This is a genomic window from Leptospira perdikensis, assembly GCF_004769575.1.
Classification (GTDB): Bacteria; Spirochaetota; Leptospiria; order Leptospirales; family Leptospiraceae; genus Leptospira_A; species Leptospira_A perdikensis.
On record NZ_RQGA01000003.1, the window covers coordinates 581,684 to 600,929 of the forward strand.

Annotated in this window: 19 protein-coding genes; 11 read left to right on the forward strand and 8 right to left on the reverse strand. The window is 37.6% G+C overall.

Annotated elements, in window-relative coordinates; translation table 11 throughout:
- Nucleotides 1–11: 11 nt before the first annotated feature.
- The 9 genes from EHQ49_RS04090 (at nt 12) to EHQ49_RS04130 (ending at nt 7,226) form a co-directional block, all read left to right on the forward strand.
- Nucleotides 12–515, forward strand: a complete 504-nt coding sequence (locus EHQ49_RS04090; protein ID WP_135576604.1) for an FYDLN acid domain-containing protein — start codon at nt 12–14, stop codon at nt 513–515.
- Nucleotides 512–1,402 carry a tRNA (adenosine(37)-N6)-dimethylallyltransferase MiaA gene (gene miaA / locus EHQ49_RS04095; protein ID WP_135576606.1) on the forward strand — a complete coding sequence of 297 codons (891 nt, stop codon included), beginning with the start codon at nt 512–514 and terminating at the stop codon, nt 1,400–1,402. The genes EHQ49_RS04090 and miaA overlap by 4 nt, the downstream gene beginning before the upstream one ends.
- A gap of 21 nt (nt 1,403–1,423) precedes the next feature.
- Nucleotides 1,424–1,675, forward strand: coding sequence for an RNA chaperone Hfq (hfq, locus tag EHQ49_RS04100; protein WP_135576609.1), 252 nt, complete (start codon nt 1,424–1,426; stop codon nt 1,673–1,675).
- Nucleotides 1,676–1,727: 52 nt separating this feature from the next.
- Nucleotides 1,728–2,798, forward strand: a complete 1,071-nt coding sequence (locus EHQ49_RS04105; RefSeq protein WP_135576611.1) for a mannose-1-phosphate guanylyltransferase — start codon at nt 1,728–1,730, stop codon at nt 2,796–2,798.
- Between the two features lie 231 nt (nt 2,799–3,029).
- Complete coding sequence (locus tag EHQ49_RS04110; RefSeq protein WP_244241335.1) at nt 3,030–3,707, forward strand: hypothetical protein; 678 nt, start codon at nt 3,030–3,032, stop codon at nt 3,705–3,707.
- A 27-nt stretch (nt 3,708–3,734) separates the two neighbouring features.
- Nucleotides 3,735–4,211: a chemotaxis protein CheW gene (locus EHQ49_RS04115; RefSeq protein ID WP_135576615.1), complete on the forward strand. Its 477-nt coding sequence runs from the start codon at nt 3,735–3,737 to the stop codon at nt 4,209–4,211.
- Between the two features lie 33 nt (nt 4,212–4,244).
- Nucleotides 4,245–4,961 (forward strand): phosphate signaling complex PhoU family protein, encoded by a 717-nt coding sequence (locus tag EHQ49_RS04120; protein WP_208732155.1) that lies wholly within the window; start codon nt 4,245–4,247, stop codon nt 4,959–4,961.
- A 143-nt stretch (nt 4,962–5,104) separates the two neighbouring features.
- Nucleotides 5,105–6,907 carry a methyl-accepting chemotaxis protein gene (locus EHQ49_RS04125; RefSeq protein WP_244241336.1) on the forward strand — a complete coding sequence of 601 codons (1,803 nt, stop codon included), beginning with the start codon at nt 5,105–5,107 and terminating at the stop codon, nt 6,905–6,907.
- A gap of 1 nt (nt 6,908) precedes the next feature.
- Nucleotides 6,909–7,226 carry a hypothetical protein gene (locus EHQ49_RS04130; protein WP_135576619.1) on the forward strand — a complete coding sequence of 106 codons (318 nt, stop codon included), beginning with the start codon at nt 6,909–6,911 and terminating at the stop codon, nt 7,224–7,226.
- Nucleotides 7,227–7,258: 32 nt separating this feature from the next.
- On the opposite strand, the gene EHQ49_RS04135 is transcribed toward EHQ49_RS04130, so the two are convergent.
- Nucleotides 7,259–9,721 carry a hybrid sensor histidine kinase/response regulator gene (locus tag EHQ49_RS04135; protein WP_135576621.1) on the reverse strand — a complete coding sequence of 821 codons (2,463 nt, stop codon included), beginning with the start codon at nt 9,719–9,721 and terminating at the stop codon, nt 7,259–7,261.
- A gap of 158 nt (nt 9,722–9,879) precedes the next feature.
- On the reverse strand, nt 9,880–10,548 hold the full coding sequence (locus EHQ49_RS04140) for a hypothetical protein (protein ID WP_135576623.1): 669 nt from the start codon (nt 10,546–10,548) through the stop codon (nt 9,880–9,882).
- Nucleotides 10,549–10,729: 181 nt separating this feature from the next.
- Between EHQ49_RS04140 and EHQ49_RS04145 the strand changes: the two genes are divergently transcribed.
- Nucleotides 10,730–12,826, forward strand: coding sequence for a tetratricopeptide repeat protein (locus tag EHQ49_RS04145; RefSeq protein WP_135576625.1), 2,097 nt, complete (start codon nt 10,730–10,732; stop codon nt 12,824–12,826).
- Here EHQ49_RS04145 and EHQ49_RS04150 read toward each other — a convergent pair.
- The 5 genes from EHQ49_RS04150 to pgsB are packed head-to-tail and all read right to left on the reverse strand — an operon-like array spanning nt 12,810 to nt 16,384.
- The gene (locus tag EHQ49_RS04150) at nt 12,810–13,352 is read right to left on the reverse strand and encodes an LIC_12238 family plasminogen-binding lipoprotein (RefSeq protein WP_208732156.1); all 543 of its coding nucleotides are present in this window, start codon (nt 13,350–13,352) and stop codon (nt 12,810–12,812) included. The genes EHQ49_RS04145 and EHQ49_RS04150 overlap by 17 nt on opposite strands.
- Nucleotides 13,353–13,405: 53 nt before the next feature.
- Nucleotides 13,406–13,594 (reverse strand): hypothetical protein, encoded by a 189-nt coding sequence (locus EHQ49_RS04155; protein ID WP_135576629.1) that lies wholly within the window; start codon nt 13,592–13,594, stop codon nt 13,406–13,408.
- A gap of 6 nt (nt 13,595–13,600) precedes the next feature.
- Entirely contained in the window at nt 13,601–14,731 is a 1,131-nt protein-coding gene (gene pgsW, locus EHQ49_RS04160; RefSeq protein ID WP_135577730.1) for a poly-gamma-glutamate system protein, read from the reverse strand.
- Nucleotides 14,731–15,195, reverse strand: a complete 465-nt coding sequence (pgsC, locus tag EHQ49_RS04165) for a poly-gamma-glutamate biosynthesis protein PgsC (RefSeq protein WP_135576631.1) — start codon at nt 15,193–15,195, stop codon at nt 14,731–14,733. Before pgsC ends, pgsW begins: the two co-directional genes overlap by 1 nt.
- Nucleotides 15,188–16,384 (reverse strand): poly-gamma-glutamate synthase PgsB, encoded by a 1,197-nt coding sequence (gene pgsB / locus EHQ49_RS04170; protein WP_135576633.1) that lies wholly within the window; start codon nt 16,382–16,384, stop codon nt 15,188–15,190. The genes pgsC and pgsB overlap by 8 nt, the downstream gene beginning before the upstream one ends.
- Before the next feature lie 84 nt (nt 16,385–16,468).
- Here pgsB and EHQ49_RS04175 point away from each other — a divergent pair, with 84 nt between their 5' ends.
- The gene (locus EHQ49_RS04175) at nt 16,469–18,865 is read left to right on the forward strand and encodes a SpoIIE family protein phosphatase (RefSeq protein WP_135576635.1); all 2,397 of its coding nucleotides are present in this window, start codon (nt 16,469–16,471) and stop codon (nt 18,863–18,865) included.
- 1 nt (nt 18,866) lies between these two features.
- On the opposite strand, the gene EHQ49_RS04180 is transcribed toward EHQ49_RS04175, so the two are convergent.
- Entirely contained in the window at nt 18,867–19,202 is a 336-nt protein-coding gene (locus EHQ49_RS04180; protein WP_135576637.1) for an STAS domain-containing protein, read from the reverse strand.
- Nucleotides 19,203–19,246 lie beyond the last annotated feature (44 nt).

Genomic DNA, 19,246 nt, shown 5'->3' on the forward strand with positions numbered 1-19,246 from the left:
AAAGTACGTTTATGGTCGCAAAAAAAGCAGTTAAGAAGCAGGCTCCGCCCAAGAAAAAAGCGGTAGCCAAAGAAAAACCCAAGGACGCCAAGTCCTCTTCCCCGAAGGAAGATAAAAAAAAGGCAGTAGCCGGCGCAAAAGCACCCGTTACCAAGGCGAAAGCCATACCAGCCCCCAAAACAGCGGCGGTAGTCGCTAAAGACAAACCGGCTCCTGTGGCAAAGGCTCCCGCCGTCAAAATTGATCCCAATAACCCTCTCGGTAAAAAGTTCAATTGTTACTCTTGTGGTACTAAATTTTATGATTTGCACAAACCGGAAAAGAAATGCCCGAAATGTGGTGCAGACCAATTAGCAAAACCGGCAATCAAATCCCGAATGGCTGCCATTCGCAGTTCCGAATACGAAGTGGAAGAAGAGGAAGAGCCAGTTTTAGAAGATGATGAACTCATGGAAGAAACGGAAGAATTGGAAGAGACCGAAGAAGAGGAGGTCGTAGCCGAGGAAGAGGAGTGATCCTCCCCGTCCTTGGTGGCCCCACCGGTTCCGGAAAAACCGCACTCACTCAAGTTCTAGACCCTGAACGTTTTGAAATTGTTTCTTTTGACTCGCGCCAAGTCTACCGGGACCTTCCGGTAGGCACTACGGCACCTACAATAAAAGAGTCCTCTTATATCCGCCATTCGCTTGTTGGTATTTTGAATGCAGACGAGTCCGTCAATGCAAGTCAGTTTTCTTTATGGGCTCGTGCTGCTATTGAAGATATAACTTCCAGGGGAAAAATTCCCTTTCTCATTGGTGGTACTGGATTTTACCTTCGAGCTTTTCTTTTAGGAATGTATCCCGTACCAAATGTACCTAAGGAAACCAAAAATTATGTTTTGGATCTTTCTTTGGAAAAAGCAACAGCTGAATTGTCTGCAAAAGATCCAAAGGCCCTTGCCTCTTTATCACCACAAGATGGATACCGAATCAAAAGGGCTTTGGAAGTCGTACTCACCGGAGTTTTGTGGTCCGAAGTTTCCAAGGAAACAGTCGGAGGGTATTTAAACGATTATCCGGATGTCCAACTGATTGGACATTGGTTGGACTGGCCACGTGACATTCTCTATAAAAGAATCAATCATCGAGTGGAAGAGATCGCCACTGGTATGTTAGCGGAGACAAAAGAAGTTATTTCCCTATATGGACCGGACTGTCCGGGCCTACGAACCTTAGGTTACAATTTTGCGCTTGCTTTCTTAAATGGAATGATCGACAGTAATACATTCATTGAACAGCTGGCCCAAAGCCACAGGAATTATGCGAAACGACAGATCACTTGGTTCAAAAAAGATCCGTTACTTTCACCCATTTCCTTCGAAGCCGCTGTCCAATTGTTTACAAATATAGATAAAATATAGAGAAAACACTCGGGATTTCCAATGTCGGCAAAAAATAATATCCAAGACCAACTTCTAAATACAGCAAGAAAGGAGAAAATTGACCTCACCATTTACTTGTTAAACGGAGTTCCGCTGAAAGGAAAGGTTGTCAGTTTTGATAACTTCACCATCATTTTAGAAAACGATAGCAAACAGAACTTGGTGTACAAACACGCGATTTCCACCATCATTCCTGCGAAACCCATCAAACTCCACAGCGAAGATGCGCCGAAAGAAGCGGGAGGGACCTAACTCTTTTCTGGTTTTCCTCTGTCTGCTTTGCTAAATTCTGGTTCCAAACCCTATGGCAAAATTACCAAAAGAATCCCCGGTTGTCCTCATTATGGCTGGTGGAAAGGGAGAGAGGTTTTGGCCTCGCTCCCGCACCAATTCTCCTAAACAGCTCCAGAAAGTTTATTCCAATAAAACCCTTCTGCGTGAGACCATTGACCGTGCTCTTACCATCACCTCACTTGACCGAATTTATATTGGAACCAACGCCAACCTAAAAACGGAGATCTTAAAAAAAGATCCTAAATTTCCTTCTACTAATTTCATCTTAGAGCCAGAAGGAAAAAACACAGCACCTATCATTGCCCTTTCTGCCCTTTATTTTCAGAAAAAATTTGGAAATCCAAACTTAATCGTTTTGTCTGCGGATGCCTTTATTGATCCCATCAAAGAATTTACCAAAACCATTGAACAAGCTTTATACGAAACAGAAAATGGAATGGTTCTACTCGGTGTGAAACCAAATCGCCCAGAAGTGGGATACGGTTATATCAGCACGGGAAAACCAACTGATGTAGGTTACACGGTAAAGGCCTTTTTTGAGAAACCGGATTTTAAAACGGCTCTAAAATACATAAAGAAGAAGAATTTCTATTGGAATCCTGGGATTTTTTTATTTCGCACTGAGACCATTCTTTCTGAGTTGGAACGCCATGCCCCTCATATTTTAGGTCCTTTAAAAAATGGATTTCCTTTTAAGAGTTTTGGAGATTTAAAAACAGCCTTCCAAATGCTTCCTTCGGAAGCGATTGATACTGCTATTATGGAAAAATCCAATCGGATCCGAATGGTGGAAGCAACCTTCAATTGGGATGATGTAGGATCTTGGATGTCACTCGAACGAATTTTACCTGGTGATAAAGAAAAGAACCACCACCAAGGAAAAGAAGTGCTCTATCATAAAGCTTCGGGAAATATTTCTTCGGTTCAGAAGGAACTCATCGCTTTTCTTGGAGTACAGAATCTTATCGTCGTGGAAGAACCAGATGTTTTACTCGTCACTTCTCGAGAGGGAGTGGGAGACATCAAAGCGATGTTATCCACAATGAGGAAAAATAAAGTTTTACAAAAGTACCTCGACTAGAATTTTGACAGAACAGGCTTGATATAAGGAGGAAGGAATGCCTTCCGGAAAAAAGAGAAAGCGTAGAAAAATCGCAACCCACAAACGTAAGAAAAAACGCAGAGCCAACAGACACAAAAAGAAGAAATAATCTTTCTTCAGTGACTTAATGTTTCCTCCGATAGATTTGTTATGAAACAAGTCTGGAGGAAACAGAAACCCCGCACACCCGGTTTCATCCGAGCATTCACCATGGAAACACCTCTCGGGGATGTCCTGGAGGCTGAGTTCAACTTTCACGAACGTCTCGTTCGTTTAGCTGTCGAAATCAAAGAAGAGAAGGGTCGTATGTATGGTGCTACTGTGAAAAACGGCACTGTACAGGCTGAGAAGGATATAACTTCTGGCCGTGCTTATCCTGTCTTTCGAAAGGTTTGGCCCTTTCGCGAATACTTTAGTACCCTCCCCGATAAAGACATGCTTGCATGTATTGGTGGGGCGTACGAAATTTATCCCCCCTTTGTACCTGATACCCAAGAAAAAGGTCGTTCTTCCAGACTTCCTTTAGAATCGGCACTTTTTCCTTCCACTCGTTATGATTCTATTTTCGGCATTGTCCGGGAAACTCGGTTCCAACGTTGGAGAAGGGAAAGGCGAGAGGCAAGAGAGGCTCGAGGATCGCTCTGGTTACGTTTTAAGAGACGGGTCTGGGGAGATTTGCAAGATATCTGTTTGGGCGTTGGATTTGGATGTTTGGTCTATTATCTCTACTATGATTATGTCGTATTAGGATTGACTCTAGGAATTTTGGGTATGGTCGCAGGGCTTCTCGATTTTCTTGTCAGAAAACGTTCTGTCTTAATGACAAAAGTGTTGTCATTTCTCAGTTTCGGTTCATATTTTTTCTACAATGGCTACGTCTACTTTTAGGCGTAGGTTACATTGTAGAAAAGTTATATGGCAAAAGAAACATCATCCGCAAACCAATTCATTCATGAGCAGTACATTATATTCAATTTGGGCGATGAAGAGTATGCGATTCCCATCACCATTGTCGAAGAAATTGTCAAAATCACTAACCTAATCCGTGTTCCACAATCCAAAAGTTTTTTTGCAGGGATTATGGACATCCGTGGCAAAGTGGTTCGAATGATTGACCTTGCCAAACGTCTGAATATCAAAAACATCACAGAAACGGCTGACCGGGCCATCGTTATTAATGTCTCTGGTAAATCCATTGGTGTGATTGTGGACAAGGTGTCACACGTAGTGCATTTTCCTGCAAACCAAGTGGATCCACCTCCACCTTCGGTCAAAGGAATTTCTTCTAGATACATCACCGGAGTGGGTAAAAAAGACAATAGGTTCATTATCCTTATTGATATTGAAAAAATTCTTACTGTGGAAGAAGTCGCTGAATTAGTGACCGTATAACTACTGAAAGGTTTCTGTTTTTAATTAACAAGTATGATCATTTCAAAGTTTTATTACCTAAGAAAGAACTTATATTCCATGGCAGAACTTGTTTTGGAACAGGTGATTCTCTTAAGTGAAGCTTTAGAAGATGATGATTATGCACAAGCGGAACGTATTGTAGAAAGAGATGATTTGATAGACGATTTGGAAAAGGAAAATGATAACCTTTCCCAAAATGCCATTTTGGAAGCAGTGAGTAATCGTAATATTCTCGGTATGGGGGATGTAGACAACGACATCGTTTTAAAAAAAGACCCGTTACGGTTTGCACTCTCTGCCATTCGAATCACAAGGAACATGGAACGGATGGGAGACCAAGTGGTCAACTGTGCTGATGTTTTCCGCCATAAAACCATTCGCAAAGGTTTATTTAAAAACGAAGAACCAATGACTCTCATTTTATCTCGAGTGACTACACTTGCAGGAATGGCCATTGAATCTCTCGTAGAAGAAAAAGAGCGATTTATGGGAAGTGTCAATACTTTGGAAGAAGAATTGAATGCTCTTTGTGACCAAGCATTTCATAAATATCGCTGCGTTCCCGATATGGAAAAACAAGAATTTGCAGACGTGTATCGAATCATCCTCGCACTAGAAAGGTTAGGTGACTATGCGGTAAACGTTGCAGAAGAACTTGTGCGACTCAATACCGGCAAAGACATCCGCCATTTAGAGAATGTAAAAACGAAAGCTTCTAATTTTCCTTAGAAGGATTATAGTTTCACCTGCGGTGTAACCCTAATTCTTTTAAATTCTTTCCGAAAGAAATTTTTTCATCCTTCTTTGTTTACAATTTATTTCCTTTTATCCAGATTCTCTCACTAACTTTGTAAATTAATTTGACATCGAATATGAGAGGGTATTACAATTCCTTGCCTATGATCAAACATGGAACAAATCCAAACCAAAAACCTCCTGGATTTATGGTTTCTTATCTTCTCATTACCAATTTAGATCCATTGATTTTTTTTGTTGGGATGTTTTTTCTCTTTGGATTGGAAAATTTTGAATCCATTCTAAAAATATTAATTTATCTGGCTCCCCCGATCATTGGACTTCATGCTATTTTATTCTTTTTCAAAAATCTAGAATTTCGAAAACAACTGCGACGGCCTGAAGGTATTATCTATACTGAAAAAGAGTTAATTTTTATTCGAAGTTTTTCAAAGACGGGGGCTTTGAATATTTTATCTACCAATGTGGGTGGACCAATATTAACCATGTTGCTTGCTTATCATTATGGTTTGGTAAAAACATATGGAGAGGTTGTATTTTTTATCATTCTTGGGATTCTTCTCGCGATGTCGATTTCTTCCTTTTTTTATGTTGTTGTTGAAAAGAAACTTTATGATGTCTATAACGAACTTCATCTACCACCACTCAGTTTGTTTGCCAATTTACTTTTCCCTATTTTTTCTACATTTGTGATCGAATACTTTCTATTTGCTTTTTATGTATATTCGCAGTTTCGGTCGCAAGTGGATTCCAATCGTTTAGAAGTGATCTGCGTTGGTCTCAGTGTTTTTATCCTTGTGATGATAGTTATTTTGTTTGTTGTGCTTTGGAAACTAACGGGTAATACTTCTGCAACCATCAGAGATTTGTCTTCTATGTTAAGGGCATTTGCCGATGGAGATTTACGTTCTGAAATCAAAACAAACCAAACAAGAAATGAAATAGGTTTGATCTCTGTTTATTTAAATGAAGCCAAAATGAAACTCAATCGATTGATTTCCTCTATCACCAGTCATTCGACTCGGATTGAAGGGGAAGCAAAAAATTTGGAAGGATTATCCGGAGAGTCTGCGGAACATTCCCAGGTCCAAGCAGCCTCTTTGGAAGAGGTGGCTGCAGCATTGGAAGAAAATGGATCTTCTATCAATGGAATTTATGCGGATTCTTTAGAACAAAAAAAACTCACAGCATCAACCAATGAATCCATCATTCATTTATTCACTTTATCATCTAGTTTAAAACAAGTTTCGTTACACGCAAAAGAAAAAGCTGACTCTGTAGAAGGTGAAGTATCAAAGAGCGCAAAGTCAATCATTACTGCTATTGAATCTATTAAAGAAGTGGATAAAAATGCGATCGAAATTGGAAAAATTTTAGTAATCATCAAAGAAATTTCGGAACAAGTGAACTTACTCGCTTTAAATGCATCGATTGAAGCGGCAAGGGCAGGAGATATGGGAAGAGGTTTTGCTGTTGTTGCTTCAGAGGTGGGAAAATTGGCAGAAAGGACAGCTTATTCAACAAAAACAATTTCGGAGCTCATCAAAAGAGTGTCAGCATCGACAACCCTTTCTGTAGAATCGGTGCAGTCTGCAAACGAAACATTTAAATATTTATCGGAAAGTGTGATTGATATCATTCGTAGCATTGACCAAGTTAATGAAGCAAATCTGGAACAAATTACCGAAGTAGAAGAAATTCGCAAACAATCGGAGAATATTGTGGATCGGTCGAGTTCGGTTTCTTCTGCAACAGAGGAACAAAAAAAAGTAAACGAAGAAATGAGTTCTTCTGTCCACCACCTGGCAAACGATACTGCTAAGTTATCACTTATGTCCGAGAAAACAGCAAAATCATCACAAGAATTAAATTCCTTGATTCTAGAATTAAATCGAGAGTTATCATTATTTAAGTTATAAAATGATTAGTGCTACTTTTATCTTTAAACAAAAAAAATCAGATTCAGAATTTGAAACTTTAGATCGTTCTATTGAATCTCATGTAGAAAGTCATCCAGAATATCTTGGAAAAGATAGTTGGGTGAATTTAGAACAGGGGACTATGGCAGTTGTTTATTATTTTAAATCGAATCTTGGTTTGGAATCTTTAAGAACTTACTCAGATCATACTTTGGCAAAGTCTCAATATTCCAAATGGTATGAGGGTTATCAAGTCATCATCGCAGAGGTTACAAAAACATATGGTGATGGTGGGATTTTACACGTAACAAATACTTAGTTAGTTGATGGTTTTCAAACTTTCTTTAAAGTTTAGATCCTAGTTTTGGAATCGAGTATATCTTTATAAGTTTGAAATATTGTTTCAATATAAAAAGGTTTTCCGATAAAACCATCCATTCCTACTTCAAAACATCTTTCTTTGTGTTCGGCGAGGACGTGGGCAGTTACCGCGAGAATGATGGTTTTTTTAGGTTTGTTTATTTCGAGTTCTCGGATTTTTTGTGTGGCTTCAAAACCATCCATCACGGGCATCTCACAGTCCATTAGGATTAGGTCGTAGTTGTTTTCTTTGAAAAGTTCGACTGCAACTTCTCCATTTTCTGCAACATCGTAATGTACGTTAAATTTTCTTAAAAGTCCACCGACAACGAATTGATTTAAGACATTGTCTTCAACGATCAAAAATTTTTGATTTTTGATGACTTCTTCGATGGAATTGGATTCGGGTGAAAGGAAGGAGGATGTATTGTCATTGTTTATGGAATCAGGATTTTCCCAAGGGAACTGACACCAAAACAAACTACCTTTGCCTAATTCACTTTTAACACCAATATTTCCCCCAAGCAAAGATATTAACCTTTCTGAAATCGCAAGGCCAAGTCCTGTGCCACCATACTTTCGTGAGGTGGAAGCATCCGCTTGGGAAAATTTATGGAAAATGAATGGAATTTTTTCTTCAGAGATTCCGATTCCGGTGTCTTCTACTTCCAAAAGAATCCATTCATTTTCTTTTTTGAGTCTTAAAATAACGGATCCTTTTTCGGTAAATTTAACAGCATTCCCGAGCAAATTGAAAATGATTTGGCGGATTCTACTGGAATCTGAATAAATAAATTTAGGAACATTGGGATCGATTTCTATTTTCAAATCAATGGATTTTGATTTGGATTCAATGGATAATAGATCATAAATTTCAGTAACCAAATTATGAATGTCGAATTTTACTTTTTCGATATTCATTTTTCCCGCTTCAATTTTTGAAAAATCTAAAATATCGTTTAGAATTAAAAGTAAAGAACTTCCGGCAGAGGCGATTGTTTTCACAAGAGATTCTTGTTCTGAATCTAAATTGGTTTTAAACAACATTTGAGTGAGTCCGATCACTCCATTCAAAGGAGTTCGGATTTCATGGCTCATAGAAGCTAAAAATTCAGACTTGGCTCTGTTTGCAATTTCTGCAGAGTTTTTTGCTCGTTCTAATTCTTTTTGGATTTCTTTTGTGACGCTAATGTCTGTGGAAATTCCACAAAGTGCATAAATTTCTCCATTTTGATTTCTTAATGGAATTTTGACAGTAAGATAAGAAGTTACTTTTCCATCATAGAGATTGTGAATGGTTTCTTCTTCACGAAGTGTTTGTCCCTCTACTAAAACCAATTTATCATTTGCGAATAATTGTTTTGCTGTTTCTGTATCTGTGAATTTTTCATCCGTTTGATTTAATATTTCTTCTAACGGATGACCGAATAGTTTACATACTTCTTGGTTGGCGAATATGTATTTTCCTTCTGTGTTTTTTAAGTAAATACAGGCAGACACATTGTCTAAGATAGAACGAAGTTTTGATTCACTATCAATTAATCTTTGTTTTGTGGACTCTCCATTCTCATACAATTCCTGGAGTCTTTTCTGTGTTATATTTAAGCTATCTAATATTGAGTTTTTTTCTACTCCCAGTAGAATTTCACCAGAAAAATTTCCTTCTCCAAGTAAGGAAATCCGACTAAAGGCTTCATCAACACTGCCACCAATGATTGATGTAAGTGATCTATGCGTCAAAAAAAGACTCACCGCGAAAAATATACCTGCAATAATAAGTATTGTTCTTAGAAAAAAAACCTTACTTTTTGCATCGGTAATCGCTCTTGTTGTACGTTCATCCAATTGAAGATACAAATTGTTGATTGGTTGCATAATCTCCGCTTTTGTACGGAGGTAATTGTCATCGAACAATAAATTGATAGCACGTAAGTTTGATTTAGATCCTGTTTTTATATCTGAGGCAACAATGGACATCGCTTCAAATTCAATTTTTGTCAATTGGTCAGATTTGAGTTTTGACTGAGAAAGTAATAAATGATCGGACCAAAGGAACTCAGCATTTTTCATTGAATCATAAATGCTCACGCGTTCACCTTCGTTATCTGGTGGTGGGAGTTTGTTTGCGATGACTAAATCCCAATAGGCATAATCGTAATTTTTCGGTCGTGGGCGTTTGCCATCACGAATGTCCAGAATCATCTGGAAATAGGTTTTGTATTTTTCATCTTTTTGGGTCGCATACAATCTCACTAAGTTTGTGAGTTGGTCTGAGGACTGCCTCAGTTCGTTTGCAACTTGTAAGGATTTGTATCGGCTTTCTTCGGCCGCATCGATATTCCGTTCGCTGGCAGTATACAATAAGAAGGCTATAGAAACAAAAATAAAAAGTAGGATATTCAAAAGAAGGTAGGGAAAGAGTCTACCTTTTTGATTCCAAATTCTAGCCAGCATGGCAAGAATTTAGTGATTCATTCTGTAAGGTAAACAAAATAATATTCCAATAATACAAAACCAAGTTCAGTAGTTTTTTCTATTAAAGATTGGTTCTGGGTTTGTGTCTGTATTGGTTAAAAAAGTACTCGTACCCTTACTATATAAATAACAAAAATTTACCTTTTTCCATCCATATAGGCCTGTAATTCTTGTTGTAAACCTTCGGGTAGACTTAAACCCCGTGCGCGGATTCTTTCGTTATATTTATTGAAAGACATTCGATGTTGGTTGGTGTTTAAATAACCTTCCAATGCTTCTGCCGCCCAAGACATAATTTCTTTAACGAAGTCGTGATTTTCTTCTAATTGATCACAGAACGGAATGAAAAGAGGACGGTTCACTGGCCTGCCGATATTTCTATAAAATAAAAGGCAGTACAATGTTTCATCACCAAGAACCGATTCTGTTCGGATTTTTTCTTCAACATATTTTAAATTGATTGTATCCAGATAATCAATGTTAACTGTTTCAGGAGCTAATCTTTTTGAAACAAATTTAGAAATTTCGTTTTTTACAAAACTTAAATTTGTGCAATGAGCGGGACAACAACTTTGATCTTTGTGTAAGTCACATTCCAGAAGCAAAATACAATCCACATCAGAAGTGGGGTCGACAATCCCAAAGTTGATGGATCCTAAAAGTTCTAAAGCAACTTCATATCCTTTACGTGATAATTCTTGCGTAGCAAGCCGGAATGCCTGCATACGTTTTAAGGCATATTTTGTATCATAATTTCGATATTTGTTTTTGAGGACGAGATACCTTTCGACGATGTTTTTTGACATAGGTGATCCGAATCTACTGGCGGATTGCCTTACAGTGAACGCCAGTCATACCAATTATACAACACCTTTTGGTTGTTGAAATTTGATTTTTCGCCGATAGTGGAGACTAGGGAACTCAAAAGCCAATGTTTTGTGGCCGTTTTAGTTCCGAGAATTTCCGGGAAGGGAGAAAAGAGAGGGAATGATGGAAAGGAACTTTCTTTGGAAAGTGGGGCAGTTTGGTAAGTCAGCAAAAAAGGTAAGTCAGTTACTTTTTCGCGCGGGTTACGATTTTCTCTGTCTTGCTTTTTCCCTCGGTTCTATTTACTTCCTACTCAGTGGATTTGGGGAGGTTTCGGCGGGGGAAGAAGACCGGCGAAATTCCTTATCAGGCCTTTATTTATCTCCCTTACAAGTGATATCGACAGAAGAAATTCAAACTCTGGATTCAGAAAAACGAATTCCCATAGATGAAGATTCGGGAATTGCCCTTCGGGAAGAACCCAAGGCAGTGGATCCGAATGCAGCCGATGTTCCCGTTGTCCCAGGAGCCGATACTCCGACAGAAACTTCTGGAGCAGACACAGGGCCTAAAAGTATAGAAACTAAGATCCGTGAGGCGGAAGGTCTTCTCAAACGATATTATAGTCAGTTTATTGAAGAAAAAAGAATTTGGGAAGATCGAGAAAAAGGAAATGTTTATAATTCTAGAACAGAGATGAATGATATTCGTCTTTTATTATGGCAGAGTACTCATAAATATTCAGAAACTTATATTGTTCGAGATTCGCCATTATTATACAACTTACATATAAGGCTTGCTAGGTTGTATGTTGAGTCAGAGAAATATGCACCCGCTTTACGCCATTACCTCGCTGCATTTCGATACCACCCACTAGAAATGACGGAAGAGGGATTTAGAAATGGAGAGTGGCAAAAAGAAGATATTTTGGGATATGATGCAAATTCTGCAAAAGAACATGATCGTTTATTCAATGAATGGAAACAATCAGAAGAAAAACTGAAAAAAACGAAAGATGAGCTTCATCTCAAGGAAAGTAACTGGATTCGAGAGGGGAAAAAACTTTCGGATTTAATTCCTCAATCAAAAGTTTGGAAAGAGGATGTTCGGATTGCGGAAGAAAATCAAAAAACCACCAAACAAAAATATGATGATTCTGTAAATTTAAGATATTTGGCGTACCTCAACAAACGAAAACAAGTGGAGTCAAGTGACCTTTATGCTTTTGCTAATGTGGTTAGGAAACTTGAGGATGATAACAAAGAACGTCTCAAGATAGTTAACAAATTAGGCACTGCAGGTAAAGGGATTTATGTTCTATTCGATTATAAGCGGAACACAGATTTTTTTGCTTATGAATTAATTTTGGAACGTGCTTACAGGTTGTGGAATGAAAATCCTTTGGTTCTTAATGATATCGCAGAACAATATAGGCAGGATGGAAAAAAGGAAAGAGCCGCAGACTTTTACGAAAAGGGATTGGGAGAACTTTTAAAAATAAAAAATCCTTCCCCAGAGGACCAAGAAAAAATCATAAAAGCAAATCTTCGTTTAGCAACAATCAATGCTGATTTAAAAAGAAATATCATCGCCGGCCAATATTATGAAAAGTATTTTAACCTATCGCCTGATTCTATTGATAAAACGCGAGTTTCCTATGAAATTGGTGTATTTTTCAACTCACAAATCGGAGATCCTGATCGCGCTACTCCGTTTTTAGAATATTGGTTGGAACGAAACAGTAAAGATTGGAATCCTTCTTTAGATAAAGACACTGGGCTTACTGAACTTGAATCAATCGCTTATTACCATCTCAGTAAAAAAGATAAAAAACATAAACGTAATGAACTGGAGCGTAATAAGTTAAATATATCCTTTGCACAGTGGAAGAGATTAGATGAAAAATTGATTCTTGCAGAAACTGAACTGAAAGATTTGGTCGAGAAAAAACAAAATCTTAAAAAGGACCTTCTAGTAACCACATTAGATGATATTCTTTCGCAATACAGATTGATGGATTTAAAAATTGAAGACCAAGAAGCCGTCATTCGTGTGTTAGAAACGAAGCGAAAAAAAATTCCCTTGATTAAGATTTTATTTCGATTGGGTGTTTTGGCTGAGGAATCAAGGGACTTTGTTAAGGCAAAAGAGTTTTATGAACGAATCATCAAAGAGGGCGGAGAAACAGATATCCGAGTTGCTCTTAAAGAATTGGAACGTGTGAGAAGAATTTTAGAAACAGGAAATATACAAGCACCAATCAGCGAGAGTATTTAATGATTTCATCTGTTTGATCACCAGCTAATTCTTGTTCAAGATTTTCTTGTGTATAACCTTCATCAGGTAAAACACGAAATTTTACTTCATCCACGGTGTCACCTTCGTGAACGATCTTGATTAAATACTCACCAGTTCTTAATAGAGAAAATTCATCTCTGATCGCAAGAGATTCCGGTTCGGCCCTTTTCTTTTTGATATCAATTTCAACATAATCTAGTTCATAACGATTCAGTGAAATATGAAAGTCCGTTTCAAGACCTGGACTTCTTGAGAATTGATAAACGTAATGTATGGTATCTGTAGGAGAAAAGATAAGATCATCACGCATCATTTTATAGTCTGTGATGGTTTGGATGTGTTTTTCCAAAATGTCCATTTCTTCCATTTTGGTTGTAGTCCAGCCAAATTCACCTTTAGGAACCCCACATTGGATGAGAGTGGCTGTAAATAGAATGGGCAAAAGGGGAAGGATGCGTTTGGAAAAATTCCGAATGAGGGGATCTAATACCGAATTCTGTCTCATCTTAGTTTCATTTTCGACAGAATTTCGAATTCGCATGTTAGGAAATCGAAACTTTACTCTATAATTTTTCCACGATCCGAAATATCCTTTTCCTTTGTTTGGGTCCATTCTGGATTTTTGGGATGTCCTTCCCTTTGTTTGTTTCCTAATTCTTCGGCAATTTTGGCAGGTAAAATCAAAATACGACTCACCCATCGTAGGACCAAAAAAAGGAGGATTGAAAGGACGATAATTTTTGCCATAACACCTCACCTGGCCCGAAGCGATTTGGGAAGATGACGGTCCTCCTGATTTTCGCCCCAACCGAGCCTTGTCACACCATACAATCCCACTAGGAGAAAAAGGAAAACGGAAAGATAAAGTAAGGGACTGTATTCTTCTGAATAAAATACCCTTCCTTCTCCTGGTTTGGGCACTTTTTTAGGAGTTTGGGGAAGGCCGAATTTTCTGGCGAGGGATTCGATTTGGATGAAATTGATGACAGGAATTTCTCGTTCTAAGAAGGATTTAATCACTGAATTAGGAATGTGAATTTCTTCCGGTAAATTGGTGATGAGTCCATTTTTGAACACCTGTTTCCCTAAGTTGGTTCCAAGGATGGTTGTACCACCTCCAACATTTACAAATAATTTGATTGGTTTTCCACCAGACAATTCATCATACAATTTCATTCGTTTTTCAATTGAATCATCAAAGTGAATGGGGTCCAAAAGTTTTACTTGGTTTCTTTGTAAGGATCGACCGAGAAGATCTTTACCTTCTTTAGAAATTCCCATGGCTTTGTCTTGAATGCCACCAAGAGACGCATAACTTGATTTAAACGAAAAAATTCCTGATTCAACAAGTTCCTTTTCCATATCCAACCATAACATTTGTGGATGGTTTGCTCCGAATTGTGATGCGGAAGCACTCGAGATAATGATTGGTTTGAGTTTTAAAGTATCTAGCGCTGCAAATAAACATATATTGAGTGCAGGAAAAGATCCAGATACTGCAACTGCGACTGTATCACCTTCTTCTAATTTTGCTTTTTTTAGAAATTGGATCATCACTGCTGCGAAGTTAGGATTGATTGAAGTTTGTTTTGCTGACAACGAACCGCTGTTACTAGTAACAACGGTTAAAAATTCTCCAATTAGTCCTGAATTGGTTGGATCTAGTTCTTTATAATCTGGTTTTTTATGTTTTAGAAGTTCGGGTTTTAGAATTTGGAATCCACGTTCCGCAAGTTTTGCCGCATGGAGTTTTTTTTTGAAGTAAGATTGTTCTTTTTTTACCTTACATGTTTCGATTAACATTAGGCCTAAGATTCCGAGTACTGCTAATAAAAATAAGGCAATTCGGGAATGTTTCCAAGGAGACCAATAAATTTTAGTCATCATAATGTTTCTAACTCTGTGCCCAAGATGAAAATCAGGAGAATTTTTACAAATATAGAGGCAAGGATGAGTACTGAAGTGGTTTCTAATACACCTTGCCTTTCATACCAAACGGCAATCAGTCCCGGAATGATAAAACCAATACCTCTTACTTCTGAAAGGTATCCAATATCGATATCGGGTAGGATTTGATAATTTAGTAAATATCCAAAAAAATAACCAAATAACAATATAAAGACGATTTTTCTTTTCCCAAAAATAAGTAAAAAATTGGAAAGTACTTCTACGCAAATATAAGAAAGTAAAGCAATGAGAAAGGTAAGGGCTATGTTTTTCGGGTGGTTTAAAGACATGGCCAAATATCCCGGAACCACAAGTCCTGTTCCAAGAATTCCAAACAATTCTGAAAATACTAAACTAACAACAAGGCTAAGCCCGATGGATAGAGGAAGAATTTCATTCATTCGTTTGTTCCGACCTATTTTTCAGATATAAGGATAAATCCATTCCGAGTCCTACGATATTTCCAATCCCAAAAACCAAAGATTGTTTTGGTAGTATAGAAAGTAAAGATTCAAAAATCTCATCTAAACTTAAATCCTCCCATACAAAAATAGGAATGTCTTTTTTTGAATATGTTTTTAGATATTTAAAAGCAAGAGATGTTGAGGATCCAATCAAAATTACTGCTTCGTATCCTTCCCAATTGGCAAACTCTTTTGCTAATTGATGACTTCGTTCTGGTCTATCATCTCTCGTATGAAACAAGATAAACCGTTTATTGTATTGTGGATATCTTTCAATGACTGATGACCATATGAGTTTAGTGCTATTGGGATCGTTTGCCGCCATTGCATTAGCATATAAAAATTCTTTTCCAAAAAAATGAATTGGTGAAACAGAAAGGGCTCCTGGATCTGGATTTACTTTCCACATAGCTTCTAGAGCTTTATTTCGATTGACTCCGAGTAATTCACAAACCTGAAGAGCTAAAGATACATTCTCTTTATGTTCCCAATACGAAAACTGATTCATCTCTTCATCTGTGATTGTTTGAATTGATCCTTCTTTGTTTATAATTGCTTTTGATTTTCGATCCTCACATACTTCCTGAACCAATGATTCAAATTCAGTTGGTCCAGTGATAAGTGTTCCCTTTATAGGACAGGCAGATAATAATGATTTGGCGACGTCGACTAAGTTTGGTCCCATTACTTCTAAATGATCTTCTCTAATGTTTGTAATTACGCCGATATCTGATTTTAAAATTTGTCCTTCGCTCGCCCACTGGTAACGTGGCTCTAGGGCCATACATTCCAACACAACAATTTCAGCTCCGCTTTGTTCGGCTTTTTTTAGAATTTTAATTTGTTCTAAAATTGATGGTTTTCCAAATCGAGATATAGATTCTTCAGATCCATCTGGAAAAATGATTCTTGCCATACTCCCGGTTGTTTTTGCAAAAACAGAGATCCCGGTCGCAGAAAGTCCAGCACGTATGAGTCTTGTTACACTAGATTTTCCTCGGGTTCCGTTTACGTGAATTCTATGTTTAAACTTTTTTAATGTTCGAATGTGAAAAAAGTATTCAACTGTATAATAAAGTAACAAAACGAGGATGATGAGAAAAAAAAGAAAAGCGTTTGGTTTCATCTTAAATTTTTTGGATGATACATTTCCTTCAAGGGAATGTCATTTGATTGTAACTCAAAACTGAGAAGATTCACGTAGTTTTCTATGAGCATACGTTACAAATTCTTATTAATATTGAGTGTGAGTCAAATTCTTCTTGTAATTGCTCTCACAACTAGTTTTGCCTATCTTCTGCAATCGGTTAAAAATATCCCACAAACACAACGTGCCGAGGACTTATCTCGGAATTTTCAAAGAGAACTGGAATTTAAAGAAGAAAAACTGCGTTTATTGCTAGAGGAAATCACTTTTAACTCCCAAACTCGTGGGATTTTAGAAAGAGGACTTGCCGATCGTTCCGTTTTATCCAAGGAACTTCCTTACTTACAACAAATTTTAAAACGATATGGCCTTTCTATTTTCGAAATTGGAGACAACCAAGGTAAGGTTTTGTTCCGCGTGCATCGTCCCAAAGATTTTGGAGATGATAAAAAAAATCAACCTATCATTCGGAATGCGCTGAATGGGTTATCCACTGCTGCTTTGGAGGATGGACATAGTGGGCTGGGATTTAGATTGGCGGCTCCTCTTTTTGGTCGGGGAACTTTACTTATCGGTCAAGTTGTGGATGATAATTTTACAAAAACCATTTCGAAAGACAATCGAATTCATTTAGCAATTTTTCAAGAGGGAAAAGTTAAAACGATAGGATCTGATATGATCCGTTTGGTAATGAATGAAAATCCAACTTTGTTAATGGATGAACAGAGGTTTCACTTTCAAAGTAAACCATATTATATGGTGAAAATTCCATATGTTGGTAATTCTCAATCTGTGAAAAAGTTAGTCTTTCATGTGATGATTGATGAAAACGAAGTAGAATCTAAAACTTGGAAAATTTGGTCCTTTTTTGTTGTCGCATCGCTCGTGCTATGTGGTGTCATTTTTCTTATTTCATTTTTGTTTTCTCGAGATATGGTGGAAGCGATTAAACTTCTTACTACCGCGATGGTGGATTTGGATCAGTGGAAACCGGAAACTTTGCCAACTCACAGAAGTGATGAAATTGGGCAGATGGGAAGAGTTTTTGTGGGAATGAAAGAGGAATTAGCAGAACACCAAAATCATTTAGAGGAAATGGTAAACCAAAGAACCAGGGAACTGAATGAAACATTATCTGAGATGCAAAAACTCCAAGACAAACAAGATGGAGATTATTTTTTAACTTCACTTCTCATCAAACCCTTACGTGGTTCTTTTTCTAAATCAGAAACCATTTCGATTAAAATTTTTGAACGGCAGATGAAACAATTCCGATTCAGAAACAAACAATCGGAAATTGGGGGTGACCTTTCCGTATCTGACTCTATATATTTGATGGGTAAAAAGTATACGGTCTTTCTCAATGCAGATGCTATGGGTAAGTCCATTCAAGGTGCTGGCGGGGCACTTGTAATGGGTACTGTTTTTAAATCCATTATCACAAGAACCCAAAAACTACGTTATATGCAAGACAGACATCCTGAACGATGGCTGAAAGAATGTTTCCAAGAAGTTCATAACGTATTTATCAGTTTTGATGGTCATATGTTACTGTCCGCTATACTAGGATTAGTTGATGAGGAAACAGGGACTTTGTATTATATCAATGCAGAACACCCTTGGATTGTATTGTATCGTGATGGTAATGCAAGTTTTCTTGAGAATGAACATTCCTTACGCAAAATCGGTTTCACCGAAATGAGTGGTGACGAAGTGGTAATTCAAATTTATCCTCTTCGACCTGGTGACGTATTGATATTAGGATCGGATGGACGGGATGATTTGTTTGTTGGTCAATCGGGTGGAAACCGAGTGATCAATGATGATGAAACTGTATTTTTGCGACATGTCACGGAAGGTGCAGGGGACTTAAATTTAATTTGTAAAGCAATGTCTTTGTTTGGAGATCTCACCGACGACTTAAGTTTGATGCGAATTGCTTTTTTAGAAGAAGTTGCATATGCTGCGAAAGAATCTGCCAAACCGAATATTTATTACCAAATGTTGGGAGAAGGAATTCAATCTTATCGTGACGGGGAATGGAATAACGCAATCTTTGCTTTGGAACTTGCATTGGAATCTGAACCAGATGATCTCTATTGTTTAAGAGAATTGTCCAAGTTGTATATGAAATCCAAGGATTATGAAAAGGCAATTGAACTTGCGAATCGGTATTTACAATTGAATCCAGGAGATACTGACTTTTTGTTTTATATTGCATATGCTCATAAACAAAGAAGAGACTTTGTACTAGCCACAGATTTTGCAGAAAGGCTTCGATTCAGAGACCCCAAAAATTTTAATAATTTATTGTTACTTGCAGAAATACTAATGCATCGACGGGACATTGAACGTTCCAAAGAAGTGCTTCTTGCCTTACAAGAAATGGCTCCAGAAAATCCCAAAGTTCAGAAGTTAAAAAACTTTTGGAAGAAAATGGTGACTACTTCTGTGAGTTAAGTTATTTGAATGAGTTAATTGCTTCTTCCGTACTTTCAAAGATTTGAATAACGGAAGAGATTTTTGAGATACGAAAGATTTGCCTGATGGTTTTGGAAACGTTCACAATACGCAACCCACCACCTAAATCTGTTAATTTATCATTCAAAGACATGATCAGTCCAAATCCAGAAGAATCAATAAAGCTGACTCCTTCCAAATCGAAGATAAATCGGTGTTCTTCCTGGGATGCAGATTCTTTGATTCGTTCTTTTAGAATGCCGGCGTTTAACATATCTAAGTTGCCGAACAACTTCAGAACAACAATGCCATCAGATTTAGATTCTGTATATTCCATTGAACCGTTTTGAGAATAGCCAATTTTCCGGTTTGGTCAATAGA